The sequence below is a fragment of the Micromonospora sp. Mcm103 genome (genome assembly GCF_024519755.1).
Classification (GTDB): domain Bacteria; phylum Actinomycetota; class Actinomycetes; order Mycobacteriales; family Micromonosporaceae; genus Micromonospora; species Micromonospora aurantiaca.
On the sequence record NZ_JALJRJ010000037.1, the window covers coordinates 13,779 to 28,889 of the forward strand.

8 protein-coding genes are annotated in these 15,111 nt (G+C 72.2%); 2 read left to right on the plus strand and 6 right to left on the minus strand.

Going from position 1 to position 15,111, the window contains the following annotated elements:
- Positions 1–25: 25 nt before the first annotated feature.
- Complete coding sequence (locus OC439_RS29320; RefSeq protein ID WP_194800411.1) at positions 26–946, plus strand: alpha/beta fold hydrolase; 921 nt, start codon at positions 26–28, stop codon at positions 944–946.
- Here OC439_RS29320 and fxsT read toward each other — a convergent pair.
- The 6 genes from fxsT to OC439_RS29350 all read right to left on the minus strand — a co-directional run bounded on the left by fxsT (position 924) and on the right by OC439_RS29350 (position 14,056).
- Positions 924–4,859, minus strand: a complete 3,936-nt coding sequence (gene fxsT, locus OC439_RS29325) for an FxSxx-COOH system tetratricopeptide repeat protein (RefSeq protein ID WP_262016251.1) — start codon at positions 4,857–4,859, stop codon at positions 924–926. The two genes, OC439_RS29320 and fxsT, sit on opposite strands and share 23 nt — an antisense overlap.
- Positions 4,856–6,046 carry a TIR-like protein FxsC gene (locus tag OC439_RS29330; RefSeq protein WP_262016252.1) on the minus strand — a complete coding sequence of 397 codons (1,191 nt, stop codon included), beginning with the start codon at positions 6,044–6,046 and terminating at the stop codon, positions 4,856–4,858. Before OC439_RS29330 ends, fxsT begins: the two co-directional genes overlap by 4 nt.
- A gap of 129 nt (positions 6,047–6,175) precedes the next feature.
- Positions 6,176–6,982: an aminoglycoside N(3)-acetyltransferase gene (locus OC439_RS29335; RefSeq protein WP_262016253.1), complete on the minus strand. Its 807-nt coding sequence runs from the start codon at positions 6,980–6,982 to the stop codon at positions 6,176–6,178.
- Positions 6,979–9,285: an FxsB family cyclophane-forming radical SAM/SPASM peptide maturase gene (locus tag OC439_RS29340; protein WP_262016254.1), complete on the minus strand. Its 2,307-nt coding sequence runs from the start codon at positions 9,283–9,285 to the stop codon at positions 6,979–6,981. The genes OC439_RS29335 and OC439_RS29340 overlap by 4 nt, the downstream gene beginning before the upstream one ends.
- A 453-nt stretch (positions 9,286–9,738) precedes the next feature.
- Complete coding sequence (locus OC439_RS29345; RefSeq protein WP_262016255.1) at positions 9,739–12,000, minus strand: hypothetical protein; 2,262 nt, start codon at positions 11,998–12,000, stop codon at positions 9,739–9,741.
- 10 nt (positions 12,001–12,010) lie between these two features.
- The gene (locus OC439_RS29350; protein WP_262016256.1) at positions 12,011–14,056 is read right to left on the minus strand and encodes a hypothetical protein; all 2,046 of its coding nucleotides are present in this window, start codon (positions 14,054–14,056) and stop codon (positions 12,011–12,013) included.
- Between the two features lie 307 nt (positions 14,057–14,363).
- Between OC439_RS29350 and OC439_RS29355 the strand changes: the two genes are divergently transcribed.
- On the plus strand, positions 14,364–15,111 hold a 748-nt coding region (locus OC439_RS29355), incomplete at its 3' end, for a non-reducing end alpha-L-arabinofuranosidase family hydrolase (protein WP_262016257.1).

A 15,111-nucleotide genomic window follows, 5' to 3' on the forward strand; every position in this document is an offset into this window, starting at 1 on the left:
GCCACCACCCGTCCGGAGGCCCCGATTGGCACACTCGCCCAGGCACCGAGAGCACATCGTCCGGACGGGAAGGAGGAACCTGGCGGTCGACATCGCCGGGGCGGAACGCGGCTGGCCCGTGTTCCTGATGCACGGCACACCCGGCAGCCGCAACGGTCCACGACCACGGTCCATCGTGCTGTACCGGCTCGGCGTACGGCTGATCTCGTACGACCGGCCGGGTTACGGCGGCTCCAGCCGGCTGCCCGGCCGCCGCGTCGCGGACGCCGCGGCGGACGTCGCGGCCATCGCCGACGACCTGGGCCTGGACGGGTTCTCGGTGGTGGGGCGCTCCGGCGGCGGTCCGCACGCCCTGGCCTGCGCCGCGCTGCTGCCGGACCGGGTACGGCGGACCGCGGTCCTGGTCGGCCTCGCCCCGGCCGGCGCGACCGGGCTGGACTGGTTCGGCGGCATGACCGACGCCAACGTGCGCGACTACGGCGCCGCCGAGCACGACGTGCCGATGCTCGCCGAGCAGTTGCGGCTGCGGGCCGAGCGCACGATGGACGACCCGGGCTCGCTGCTGGCGCTGCTGGTCGGGCAGATGACCGAGGCCGACCGGCGGGTGGTGGCCGGGGTGCCGATCCGCCGGCAGCTCACCGACGCCTATGCCGAGGCGCTGCGCCAGGGGCCGCACGGCTGGATCGACGACGTGCTGGCACTGCGCGCCGACTGGGGCGTCACGCTCCCGGACATCCGGATGCCGGTACGTCTCTGGCACGGCGCGGACGACAACTTCGCCCCGGCCAGCCACACCCGCTGGCTGGCCGAGCAGATCCCCGGCGCGCAGTTGCACGTGCAGCCGCGCAGCGCGCACTTCGGCGCGGTGGAGGTGCTGCCGGAGATCCTCGCCTGGCTGGCCGATCCGGTGGAGCGGGCCACCGTCAGATCGGATGCGGGTCGATGATGCGCCGCTGCAACCGGTTCTCCCGGAGGGTTTCGACCGCCGGGTGGCTCTCGCCCAGCCGGTAGGTCAGTTCGCGGGTGACCGCCTCCAGCTCCGCCCGCCGGCCGCCCTCCACCCGCTCCTGCATCACCAAGAGGTTCGCCCGGCAGCGCAGTGTGTTCGGGTGGTCGCGGCCGAGCATCCGGTCCAGGCCGTCGTGGGCACGTCGCAACAGCGCCAGCGCCTCCAGGTCCGCCGCCTCCCGGCCTTCCGGCGGGTCGGGCTGCTCGGCGATGCAGATGGCCTGGTTCATCCACCCCGAGAGGGGGTACGGGTGGTCGTCGCCCAGCACGTCGGCGAGCGCGTCGGCGGACTGGCCGGCGAGCTGCCGGGCCTCGGCGAAGTCCCGGGCGCGGCGGGCCACCATGGCGAGGTTGACCAAGCAGACGAGCGTCAGCGGGTGCCCCGGGCCGAGGTTGTTCTGGTAGACGCGGTGCACTTCGGTCAGTTCCCGGCTGGCCCGCTGGAACAGGTCGACGGTGAGCAGGTTGACGGACAGGCTCAGCCGGCAGGTCAGCGTCTCCGGGTTGTCCGGCCCGAACCGCTCGTTCAGCAGCTCGTACGCCGCTTCGAGGAGTTTGCCCGCCTCGACCGCGTGCCCCGCCGAGCGCAGCGACACCGCCAGGTTGGTCTGCGCGCGCAGGGTCATCAGGTGCTCGGCACCGGCCGTGCGCAGCAGGTCCCGGTGGACGCCGCGGAGCCGGGCGATGGACTGCTCGTAGTCGCCGGCGTCGCGCATGTCTATGCCCACGTACGCGGACGAGGCGAGCGTGTCCGGGTGGTCCTCGCCGAGGATCGCGCGGCGCCCGGCCAGCACCATCTCGTCGTTCTTGCGGGCCTCCCGGAAGTCGCCCATCAGGCGCTGGGTGGTGGCGAGGTTGTTCAGCGCGACGAGGGTGCGCGGGTGCTCCTCGGTGAAGTTCCGCTTCCACGCGTTGAACGTGATCTCGTCCAGGCGTAGCGCCTCGTTGTACTTGCCCATGCCGCGCAGGTCGCGGGCGAGCCCGCCGGCGGTCATCAGGGTGTGCGGGTGGTCCTCGCCGAGCAGTTCCCGCTGGGCCGCGAGGACCTCCTCGTCCAGCGCCCGGGACTCGGTGAACTGCCCGAGGAAGGCGAGGATGTTGGCGAGGTTGAACTGCAGGTGCAGCAACTGCCGGCGCAGGTCGTCGCGCGCCCGTGCGTCGGTCTCCTCGGCGAGCATCTGCTCCCAGGTCTGCGCGACCTCCTCACCGAGCCGCCGGCCGGTCTCCAGGTCGCCGCGCAACTGGAGGTAGCGGACCCGGTCGATCATCAGCGCCCGCACCTCCACCCGGTGGCTCAGCGGCGCCTTCGACGCCTCCAGGTGCGGCCAGATGACCCGGAACCGGGGCCAGCCGTCGGGGTCGTCCACCTCGCCCTCGGGACGGGCGGCGGCGAGCACGAGGTGGACCTGGCGGCGCGCCTCGTCGAGTTCCTCCTCGGTCATCCGGGACCGGACGGCGTGCTGCAGCAGGCGGTGCATGAGCACCAGGCCGCCCCGGCCCCGCTCGCCGCCGGACGGGCTCTCGGCCCGCAGGTCGACCCGGACCAGGGCGAGCCGGTTGGCCTGCTGCACCAGTTGCTGGCGGACCAGCCGTTCCTTGGCCTGCGGGTGGAACGGCACCAGCGCCTCGGCGAACTCGTCGCTGTAGACCAGGTCGGCGGAGATCTCCGGCGCGAACACCGAGCACAGTTGCAGCACCCGGTAGGCCGCCGGGTTCCGGGTCCGCAGGTGGTTGAGCGACAGCTCCCAGGTGGCCTCCACGGAGACGTTGCTGTTCGGTTCCATCACCGCGCCCGGCCCGAACTTGGCGATCTCGGTGAGGTAGCTGTCGACCGAGTGGCCGGTGTCGGCCAGCCAGGCCGCGGCGGCGGTCACGGCGATCGGCAGGTCGCCCAGCAGGGCGGCGATCCGGTCGGCCTGGTCGACGCGCATTGTCGGCACCCGCTCGGTGAGGTGCTGGATGCTCTCCGCGCGCTTGAACACGTCGACCGGGATCGTGGTGGCCCGCTCGACCCACTGCAGGTTCCGGGACGTGATGACGACGTGGCCCTTGCCGTCCGGCACGTACGGCAGGACGCCGTCGACCTCGTCGGCGTTGTCCATGATCAGCAGCCACCGGAGGTCGGTGCGGCGCAGCGCCTGGAGCACCAGCCGGGCGTTCTCCCGGTTCGATTCCGACGACGGCACGCCCAGGTAGGGCGCGAGGTCACCGATGGCGGACTCGATGAACGGCACCTGGTCGGCGTCGATCCACCACACCATGTCGTACGCGGCGCGGTAGCGGTGGGCGTACTCCAGCGCGAGCTGGCTCTTGCCGATGCCGCCCATGCCCTGCAACGCCACCGGCCCGGTGCCGGAGAGCACCACCTTCGGGCTGCTGCGCAGCAGCGTCCGCAGCTCGCGCAGGTCCGCCTCACGGCCGGTGAAGCGCTTGTTGCGGCCCGGCACCTCGAACACCGTGTTGTCCCGGCCGGGGAACCGGGGACCGGTAGGCAGTTCCAGGTCGGCGGGCACACCCTCGCGGCCGACCAGGCGCAGGATCCGCGCGGCGGCGGTACGCGCCTCCAGCCCGGCGACCGAGACGGTGTGCGCGGCCGGCACGTTCGCCAGGCGCCGCACGTCGGCCACGTAGACGACGAGCGGCACCTGGTCGGGCGAGCGGTCCGGCGCGGCGAGCACCGCCTCCTCGTTGGCGTTCGCCTCGGAGACGATGATCAGCTCCCGGGCGGTCCGGGGCGCCTCGTCGTCGGTGAACCACGGGTCGGTCACCCGGACGTCCGCCGAGACCAGCAGGTGCCCGATCCACTCCGCCCACACCCGGTCGTACGGGGCGTGGCGGAGCATGATCTCGTTCTCCACCGAGTTGGAGGTACGGGTGAACCGGGCGTTGACCCGCTCGCGGATCGCGCTGCTCATCGGCGGCAGCGACTCCACCTCGCCCCGGGTGATCTCCCGGGCCAGCAACTCGTACGCGGACAGCAGCGACCCGTTGACGCCGGGCTGGTCGGCGAACGTGGCGAGCAGTTCCTCGTACGCGTAGAACGCCTGGTAGGGCACCTGCATCCGGGCCCAGTACCGGTCCCGTTCGGCCTCGCTCATGGCGCTGGGCAGACCGCTGAAGCGCTGCCGCGCCACCGCCCGCCCGGTGTCCGCCTTGACCTTCTCCGCCGGGTCGATGCGCATCGGCACCGGCAGCACCCGGATCCGCCGCGACCCGTACCGGTGCTCGACCAGTCGCGCCACCTTCGCCGCGCCGGTGATGCCCTGCTCGCTGAGGGTGAAGCAGGTGACAAGCACGTCCGGCAGTTGGATGGTGCAGATGTCGGCGACGTCGGAGAACCCGGTGCGGCTGTCGATCAGCACGTAGTCGTAGTTGCGCTTCATGTCGGCGCGCAGCGCGTCGAAGAAGTAGCCGCCGCCCTGCCGCTCGTAGAACTCGTCCCAGTTCATCCCGGCGAGCGCGCCCGCGTAGTCGTTGTTCTGCTGGCCCGCGCCGAGGAAGTCCAGCGTCCCGTCACCGGGGAAGTTGGACCAGTTCAGCGAGAACGAGTACTTGTGCACCCGGGCGTACTGCTCGTGCCAGCGGTCGTCGCCCTTGTCCTGCTTGGTGGTGGTCGCCCACTCGTACTCCCGGATCAGGTCGATCACCCCGCCGGTGCTCTCCAGCGCGTCCCGGTCGATGAACGGCGCGAAGAAGCGCGACAGGCCGGGGGACTCCAGGTCCCAGTCGACGGCGAGCACCCGCTTGCCGTTGGCGGCGAGGATCCAGGCGACGTTCGCCAGCGCCATCGTCCGGCCGGTGCCGCCCTTGTAGGAGTAGAAGGTGACGACCTGTCCCTCACGTCGGGTCATGTGTCCACTCCCTCGTCGGACGGCGGGTTCTCCCAGAGCCGGGGCTTGTTGATGGGCGGTCCCGGTGGCGGGTAGGTCGGTCCCGCCTCCAGGTAGCGGCGTCGCATCCGGCGGACCAGATCGTGGATCTCGGTCCGCCAGTCGTCCCACGTGGTTATCTTCAGCGGGCGTGTGGTGGCGGAGAGCATGGTCACCGCCCGGTCGAGCAACCCGGCCGCGTGCGAGCGGTGGGCGTGGTGGGCGTCCTCGCTGATCAGCACGACCCCCACCCAGCCGTGCAGGCAGTCGACGGCCGCCTGGACGGCCTCCGCGCCGTCCGGCGTCTCGACCACCAGAGGATCGATCATGAGTACGCCCGGACAGGACCGGAACAGTCCGGCGTCGGGGACGAAGTCGCAGACGTCGATCGGCATCCGCAGTCGCTGCACCGCGTCGGTCACGTCCTCGATCACCGGTGGCCGGCCGCGGAACGGGCGCCACCGGCCGGCGTGGGTGTCGGACCGGCCGTTGAGCCGCCCCGGGTCGACCGGCTGGTCGGGTGCGATCACCACCGCCCGGAACGGCACCTCGCTGGTCGGGGACGACGGCAGGTCGGTCGGGCCGGTCGGCGGTTCGGCCGGTTGCAGCGGCGTGTGCTCGGCGGTGTCGACGATGTGCTGCGCCAGGCGGCCCAGCACCTCCTTGTAGGCGTCCTGGAACTTCTGGAGCCGGCAGAGCGCGCTCATGCCGTTCGCGGCGTACACGTCCACGTCGGCGGCCATCGCCACGGCCCGGGCCTGGTCCGGCGCGTGGAGGGCGGCGGGCGACGGGATCCACAGGACCGGCAGGATGTTGTCGCCGTCCGGCGGGCGGCCGGCCCGGATGAGCCGTTGCCGGAACCACTCCCGTTCCCGGCGCGAGTCGTCCCGGTTGAGGTAGTCCGGCGAGTACAGCGGGACGAACACCTCGGCCTCGGCCAGCGCGGTGCGTTTTCGTTCCGTCCGGGCCTCCGGCGGCCGCACCATGAAGTCGGCGAAGCCCTGCCGGCGTACCCGGTCGCCGGGCCGGCCGTCGATCGCCAGGTTGAGATCGTGATAGAAGCGGCGGACCCAGTGGTCGCCCGGAGTGCGGTCGTTGTGTGTCGGCGGGGGGACATAGCTGAGGAAGAAATAGGGCGGGCCCGGCAGCGTGGGCCGCTCAGAGGTCACGACGACACGACCGTTCCACGGGACGAGTGTCTGACCCCCAACCGGTAACGATCACGCGCTGCTCCCCAGTCGACACGATGCGGCGTATATCGATCAGGGTAGAGAGGTTGCGCTCGGGTTACCAGGCCCTCACCGTCCGATGTGGGCGTCCATCCAGGCGACGGCGGCGCCGACCGCGTCGGATATCGGCAGCAGCCGGGCCGGTGCGTCACCGACCGTCCCGTGCCGGGTGAACGCCGCCCGGTCGAGTTCCGCGCCGATCGCCGGGAAAGGGGCCGCATCCAGGTGCGGAGCCTCGAAGTCGAGCCGTTCCCGGCGGCCGTCGCGCAGCACGTAACAGCGGTACGGACGACGCGGCGCCGGACGGCGCAACCGGTACTCGGCGAGGTGCAGCGCGGTGCATGTCGCATAACCGACACCGAGCAGCAGCGTCCGGGCGCCGGCCGCCTCCAGGGCGGCGAGCGGGGACCGCTCCCCGAGATGGGAGTCGAGGTCGTGGACGCGCATCAGCTCCGCCGCCCGCGGCCCCCACGCGCTGAACGACGTCTGCGGGTGCCGGCTGCGGACCGCGCCGGGCAGCCGGCGTACGTGCTCGGCGAACGCGCCGACCCCGAACGACGGCGTCACGGCCGGGTCGAAGCCGGGCATCCGTTCCTCGTACGCCAGACGTTCCTCGTCGGTGAGCCCGGCGGTCGCGGCCTGGTACGCGGGGCTGCTCACCGAGTTGTCAGGGGTCTGCGCCGGGACCACGACGGTGCCGGACGGGCCGACGGCGGCCCGCAGGGCGTCGGCCAGCGTGGCCGGCCCGCCGTCGACCGGTCCGAGCGCGCGCAGGGAGCAGTGCACGAGCACCACGTCGCCGGGGCCGAGCCCGAGCGCGCGCAGGTCGGCGGTGAGCGTGTCGACCCGGTACGCGGGCGGAACGGCGGTGGTCACGACGGCCACCCGGACATCGAGCGGGCGACCTGCCGGACCAGCCGCGAACCGGCCGGGGTGAGCGCGTCCGCCCGTTGCAGCGCGCCGATCGCCTCGGCCGTCCAGTCGCGGTACCGGCGGTAGACCGCCTGCGCGCCGTCGACCTGACGGTCGGCCCGGATCCGCCAGATGTCGGCCACCGCCACGTGCGCGTAGATGCCGTGCAGGACGGCCTCGGCGGGCCGCGGGTCGGGCCGCCAGCCCACTGTGATGTCGATCGGGCGGGTGCCGTCGACCAGGTCGCAGACGTCCAGCAGCGCGTTCATCTTGCTGTGCTGGAACTCGTGCACGAGCAGCACCGCGAGCGAGCCCGCGTCGGTCTCCGTGGCCGCGACGCCGCCGAACGCCTGCCGCGCGGTCGACGCCTCGCTGACACCCGCGCCGCTGCGCCGCAACGGGACCACGGCCCGCAGCCCGGTACGCAGTTCCTCGGCGTGGCCGGGCACCTCGTCCCGGATCACCTGCCACGCCGCCGCGAACGTCTCGGCCCAGCGCGCGGCGCCCGCGTCGTCGAGCCGGTCACCGGCGGGCAGCCGGTGGCAGTCGCGGTGCGGGTCGCCGTCCTCCAGCAGGACGCTCACGTCCGCCGCGGCGAGTACGCGGGTCGGCCACCACCGGGGCGCGTCCCCGGACGTCCCGGGGCGGATCGCCACGCTCACGTCCCCGGCGGTCACCCGCAGCGAGCCCGGGCCGGTCTCGACCCGTGCGGTGCCGTCGCCCACCTCGGGCAGCAGCACGGTGCCCACCGTCGGCAGGTGCAGGCGGCCGGATCGCACCGGCACGTCGAGGCGTACCGCGGTGCCGGCGTCGATCGCGGCGGCGGCCGCGAGCGCGCTCAGGTAGTCGGGCCCCTGCCGGGCGCCGGTGCCGGTGCCGGCGAGGCAGTCGACAGCCCACGCCCGCACGTACGGATGGGCCGCTATCCGGGCCACGGAATCCGGCGCACTACGGTCGAGCGCGGTCAGCGCCTCCCAGCCGTCGGCTCCGGCCCCGCCGGCCGGCAGCCGGTCGGCCACCTCGGCGAGCAGCGCACGGACGATGGCGATCTGTGCCTCCACGAGCCGGCCGATGGCGACCCGGTCGCCGGTCGGCGCCGCGAGGCGGTCGAGGAAGTCGTCGGGCAGGCCGGCGTCGAGCCGGACGGGTGCCGGTCGGTTCTCGTTCACGTGCACGATCAGCTCTTTCAGATCAGCGCAGTAGACACTCGGATGGTCGAAGTGCCCGGCGCCGTACCGGTGGGCGAACAGTCCGCCGCCGCACTGGTCGACCACCGGACACCGCCGGCACTCGTCGCTGAGACCGGCCCGGCCGGAGCGGCGGCGGGCCAGGAGCGGGCTGGCCGCGACGTCGTCGGCCGCGTGCGAGAAGACGGTCATACCGGTGGCCGGCGCGCCGTCGTACGCGGTCTTGAGCGAGTCCGCCTGCTCCCACTCGCCGTCCGTCTCGATCACCGCCAGGTCGACCGGATCGAGACCGAGCCACTCGGTGCCGCTGGGTCCGCCCACGGCGGTGGACAGCAGCGAGTCGAAGAGGCGGACGGCGACCGGCCGGCCGTCCGCCCGCCAGCGGTCGTAGACCGCGCGCAACCAGCCCGCGTACGCGGTGCCGCCGGCGTCCGGCCGCCACGGGGGGTCGTCCCAGGTGGCGTGCGGGAGCAGGAAGTCGATTCGCGGTGGCTCCTGGGCGAGCAACGACTCGTACACCGCTATCGGGTCGTTGCGCACGTCCACCGTGCACAGCAGGCCGGCGTAGATCCCCCGGTACGCCGGGCGGCGCAGCAGGGCGAGCGCGCGCAGCACCTGGTCGTAGCTGCCGGCGCCGGACCGGAAGCGCCGGTGCCGGTCGTTGGCGGCCCGGTCGCCGTCGAGCGATACGCCCACCGCGACGTCGTGGTCGGCGAGCAGGTCGCAGAACCGTTCGGAGAGCAGCACGCCGTTGGTCTGCATGCCGATCCGCAGCCGGGTGACCGGGCCGATGACCCGCCGCAGGTCGGCGAGCACCTGACCCAGTCGTTCGGGGCCGAGGAGCAGCGGCTCACCGCCGTGCAGGACGACAGTGACGTCCGGCAGCCGGTGGGCGGCGGCATGCTCGGCGATCCGTCCGGCCGCGGCCCGGAGCACGTCCGGCGTCATCCGCACCGGGCGGCGGCGCCAGCTCTGGTCGGCGTGTTCGTAGACGTAGCAGTGGTCGCACGCCAGGTCACACCTGGCGTGCACCTTCAGGACGAACTCGGTGAGCGCCGCGCGGGCCGGCCCCGGGGACATCGCAGATCAGATGAACGAGCCGAACTTCGCCGCGGGGACCCGGGTCTTATCGAGGTGAGCCGCCATCACCCGGCGCACTATCGGGGATATGTCCGCTGCGGAGAGCCGGTCGAGGGGCTCCGCGCGGACCCTGCCCAGCGACACCGGGGGCTCTTCCTGGCGCATGGGGACGGTAGTCATGACTTTTCCTTAGGTTCGTGTATGCGCCCGTCGAGCACAGCAGCGACGGCACACTATTAGCTCCGGGGGATCCAGCACAATGGACTCATTGGCGCGAAGGTGAATCTCTGGACGGTTCGCCGGCCGGCGTCGTCGTCGCCCGGGGGAGCGACCGTAAGGGATCAATTATGCGTCTTTTTACCCATCTAGGCTACGAATCAAAAGTCCAGACTTTTGCAGAAATCGTCCACCCCGATCCCCTGGTCAGCCGAGGGGCCGGGGTGGACGAGCGGTTCAGACGGCCGGGCCGCTCCCGGACGGCGTGCCGAGGCGGATGTCGACGTCGGCCGGCTCGGTCATCTGGTCGTACGCCTTGGTCCGGAGCCGGTTGGTCTGCACCTCGCCGTCGAGCAGCGCCGCCCGCAGCGCCTCCGCGTCGCTGATCTCCTTCGCGGTCACCGCGTCGGCCGCGGTCGTGACGCCCTGCACCACCTCCAGGTGGGTGCCGTCGGTGGGCATCAGCTCGGTCCACTTCGCCAGGCAGTACACCCGCTCGGGCACGTCCTGGCACTCGGTGGTCAGCTCGGGCATCTCGTCGCCGCTGCCGAGGTGGCCGGTCCGGTAGGTCGTCAGCTCGTCCACGAACGCCTCCAGCTCCCGCTCCACCTCCGGTGCCAGGCGCGTCGCCACCACCTTGCCGAAGATCCACCGCAGCGCGGTCAGCTCCATCCCGGCCCGTACCGGCAGGTAGAGCTTCGCCCAGCTGGCGTTGACGAAGTCGCCGGGGTCGCGCTCCGGGGCGCGGGCGTCGCCGCCGGACCACCAGCCGGGGTACGCCACGAACGACGCCCGCTCCCAGTCGAAGACCCGGTGCCAGAAGTCGATCTCCCACGCCTCGTCCCGCACGCTGGCCGGGAAGTGCGTCTCCACGATCTGCGAGACCATCTCGTTCACCGGCGAGAAGCCGGCCCGCAGCCGCGCCTCGAACTCGTCCCCGGCCGCCTCCGCCGCGGCCAGCGCCTCGTCGCGCCGGTCCTGCCACTCCTGGAGATCGGTCAGGTAACCGGCGACGAGCGCGTTGTACGCCGCGTCGTCGGCGGTCTGGTCCACCACCGTCGGGGTACGCCGGAACCCGGCGGCGAGCTGCACGTCGGCACCCGGACCCGCCAGCCAGCTCCGGGCGCCGACGTGCACGCGTACGCGCAGCACCGGCCGCCCGTCCGCCTCGGTGACCACCGGCACGCCCACCACCCGGGCGGCGATCGCGTCCGGCGGACGGCGGGTGATCAGCGTGAGGTTCTGCCGGATCGTGTCGACGTCGCCGTCCCACTCCCAGCCGGCGTCGAACGCGACGTCGACGTCGTAGTCGGCGCTCATGTCGCCGGTGAATCCCCACTTGTCGAGCGTGACCACGGGGGAGTACACGACGCGCGTCTCCACCGCGGCGGGTGCGCCACGTGGCGGGCGCTCCGGCTTCACCGGCATCGGGGGCAGCGCGGCGACCGCGTTGTCGCGGATCCGCTGCCGTCCGCCGATGATCTTCTGGGCGAAGGCGAACGCCGGATCCTTGATCGTGGGGGCCCAGCAGACCCGTGCGCCGTACCGCTCGTGGGCCAGCTCCAGCCGTTGCAGCACCTTGAAGTAGTGCAGGGTGATCGGCGTGGCCCGGTTCGGGTTGCGGACGGTGCGCTTCGAGGACGACTCCGCGCCGGTCTCGGTGACCAGCTTGAAGTCGGTCTTGTGCTGGGTGCGGTAGCGCGCCGCGACCTTCGAGGTGGCGGTCCGGCTGTCCTTCACGGCACGGCGGCTCGTCTCCTGGCTCGCCGCGGTGACGCTGCTGGCGAAGCCGATCGTGTGGCTGGCGTTGAAGGTGCCCCAGATGCCGGTCGGGCTGGTGTACTGGCCGGTGTGGCTCGCGTTGAGCCCCCAGGTGTCGGTGAGCGACTTCTGCCGCTCGAAGCCCTCCTGGAGTTCGGTGGTGAGCGCGCTGGTCAGCTCGACGTCGGTCTGCTGTTCCGACTCGTTCTGCTCCTCCAGGGTCAGCTCGCGCTTGGTGTAGGTGCGCTGCTCCAGCACCGCCTCCTCACCGGGGGCGAGCGCCAGCGCGTAGACGTGCTCGCCGAGCGCGAAGCCCACCGGCCGGATCCGGGTGCGGTCGAGGAACGCGATGCCCACGTCGGACTGGAGCAGGCCGGCGAGGAACTCCGCCTGCTGGTCGCCGAGCAGCGTCTGGCGCCGCGCCGGCGGCTCCCGGTACGACATGCCCGAGTCGACGCCGGGCAGCGCCTCGGTGGCGGCGTCCATGTGGTTGGCCTTCCACAGGTCGTAGAGGCCGAGTTCCTTGAGCAGGTGCGGCAGCCGGTCGCCGTCGAGCCCGCCGTAGCGGATCGCCTCGATCAGCGCCTGCTTGACGTAGAACGGCAGGATGGGCGTCTCGCCACCGCCGAAGGTGAGCCGGACCGGTACGAAGTAGTTGGAGTAGACGTACCGGTCGGAATGCGCGGTGCTGAAACCAAGCGTCGCCGGATCGGCGTCGGCGACGACGACTCTGCCCATCGGTGCTCCTCTACAGCGGCAGTGTGAACAGGGTTTGCAGGCCCCGGTACGCCATCTCGTGCGAGGTGACGAAGAACCCGGGGAACAACTGGCTGAGGGCGGCCTGTCGGACGACCGTCTCGCGTACGGCGTGCGCGGTCAGCTCGTCGAGGCCGGCGACGACCTCGGCCGGCACCCCGCCCTTGGCGGCTCGCTGGTACGCCTCCGCGATGGCCTCCCAGCGGCCGTCGAACGTCTCCCCGAGGTCGTCGGCAACGGTCCCCCAGGTCTTCTCGAAGCGCTCCAGCTTCGTCGAGGACGTCCAGTCGACGTTCGTGACGCGGGCCGCCTCGGGGTCGACGAGCAGCAGGTCGGAGCGGAGGTCACCGACAGTGGTGGACGCCTTCCACCGGAACCGTTCGGCGAGGTGGGTGGCGAGCGCCTTCTCCGCGCCGGTCGCGGCCGGGTTTCCGGTGAACCCGACGAGGCGCAGCAGCAGGTCCCGGTCCGGGTGGCCGAGCAGCATCTGGGCGACCGTCTGGCGCAGCACCGCCTCGGAGCCGCGCAGCGCGGGCGCCAGCTCCGGGTGGGCCGCGCGGACCGCCTCGACCACCGTGGCCAGCGACTTCTCCGCGAACGCCTCCAGGCCCGGTGACCGGCCGACGAGCTGCGCGACCTCGGCCGCCATCCGCCGGTGCACCTGCTGGCCGAGCCGCCACGGTTGCGCCTGCCCGGCCTTGCGCAACGCGCGGAACTCCTCGTACGCGACGGTCTGGAGCGCCCTGTTGAACGCGGTGGTCAGTCGCTGCTCCAGTTGCCGGGCGATGGCCGCGCGCACGACGGCGGCCCGGATGTCCCGGGGTGTCTTCGGCGGCTTCAACTCGCGCAGGTCCTCGACCCGTTTGATGATCTCGTCCAGCGCCTCGTTCAGCTCGGCCCGTGTCGCCGCCCGGCCGGCCGACGACACGGTCTCCGACATGCTCGCCATCAGCACGGGCCGGCCGTCGAGGCTCACCAGCGCGCCGAGCCGGGTGCCCGCCCCGGCGCCGGCGAACGCCTCGGCGTGCGCCGCCTGGTTGAACAGGGTCAGTGTGAGTTCGGCGTCGGCGAGCAGTACCCGGCCCTGCCGGAACAGCGCGTCGAGCACCTTCGGGGGGAAGAGCGTCCGCAGCATCGCGAGGCCCACCTGGGGTGCGGCGAGGATCGCCGCCCGGCCGATCGCCACCAGCAGCGCGGCCGTCCGGGCGGTCAGCAGGCGCGCCTCCCGGGCACCCGCGAGCAGCAGCGGCACGTACCGGACGGCGGCGCGGACCGCGACGCCGCCGAGCAGCCGGGCGAGATGCACCAGACCGGTGAGCACCTGGTAGAGGTCGCCGGCGACGCGGCCGAGCAGGCGGCCGGCGGCGAACGGGTCGAGGTCGTCCAGGTGCCGGGCGAACTCGGCCGCCCAGCCGCGCCACAGGGCCAGCAGCCGTTCCGGAACCGTCGTCGGGTCCAGCGCGGCGACGATTCCGGCCAGCGCCTGGCGTACGACAGTGGCCTGGTCGGCGAGGCGCTGGACACCGGCGCGGGGGTCGACTGTGAGCACGATGAGCGTGGTGAACTGCTCCTGCTGGAGGCGGCCGATCAACTGCACGAGCTTGCCGAGGTCGACCACCACCGTCGCGACTGATTCCCCGACGCCGACGGCGAACCCGTCCAGGAACAGCTTCGGGTTGATCCCGTTCCAGGCCGCGTAGTGCCGCATCGCGTCGAGCAGCGCGGGGTCGAGGCCGAGCAGGTAGCGACGGAACGTGCCGTCGGAGTCGACGTCGGAGGCGGCCAGGTCGAAGAACGCCTCGGCCAGTCGCAGTCGCGCGAGCATCGAGACTAGGTCCCACACGTTCTCCGGGGTGATACGGCCGGTCATCGCGGCCAGCACGCGCTCGCGGGTCGTCGAGCGTGTGGCGTGCGCGTCCATCCAGTACTTGACGGTCAGCGCGACGAACTCCACCCGTGGGTCCTGGGTACGTGCGCCGTAGACCGCGGCCCGGTCCTCGGCGGACACCCGCGGCACGCTGAACCAGTCCCGGATCATGACGGATTCGTTCGTCGGCTGCCCCACTTCCCCCACCCCCTCCAGCCGTGTGCACTGTCGGGCCGCGGTGCGGGCAGCGGTAGTGCTGGGTCGAGAAGCTGACATGGTCCCCCCGACGGCGCGCTCGCCGGTCCATCGACTGTTACGACTTGACGAACGACGTGTTATCGCTCACAGTCGATGGCACGGGACGGCGGCATCGATGGCCCACCGGGCGGGCGCGGATGGCCGCGTGGCAGGCCGGGTGTGGGATCAGTGCGCTACGACGAATTGTTAGCGCTCACAACATGTGATCAGAGGGAGGAACATGTTTGCATTCGGTAGGTCCCCATCGACGGTGTCGCCGCCGCGACGGCGCGGATGGCTGCCGCGAGTCGTCGCGTCCGGCGCGACCGCGGTACTCGTCGGCGCCGCCGCGGTGGCTGCCGTGTCCGCGCCCGCCGCCGCCGCGAGCGTCGACACGAACGCCTGGTACGTCCTGGTCAACCGCAACAGCGGCAAGGCGCTCGACGTCTACAACCTGGCCACCAACGACGGCGCGCGGATCACCCAGTGGACGCGCAACAACGGCAACCAGCAGCAGTGGCAGTTCGTCGACTCCGGCGGCGGCTACTACCGGCTGAAGTCACGGCTGTCCGGCAAGGTGCTCGACGTCTACAACTGGTCGACCGCCAACGGCGGAAGCATCGTGCAGTGGTCCGACACCAACGGGACCAACCAGCAGTTCCGGCTGGCCGACTCCGACAGCGGCTACGTCCGCCTGATCAACCGCAACAGCAACAAGGTGGTGGAGGTGCAGGGCGCCTCGACCGCCGACGGCGGAAACATCGTCCAGTACGACGACTGGAACGGCGCCAACCAGCAGTGGCAGCTCGTCCGGGTGGACGGTGGCGGCGGTAACCCCACCACGCCGCCTCCGACGACGCCGCCTCCGGGTGGCACGTGCAGCCTGCCGTCGTCGTACCGGTGGTCGTCCACGGGTGCGTTGGCGCAGCCGCGTTCGGGGTGGGTGTCGTTGAAGGACTTCACGGTGGTGCCGTACAACGGGCAGCACC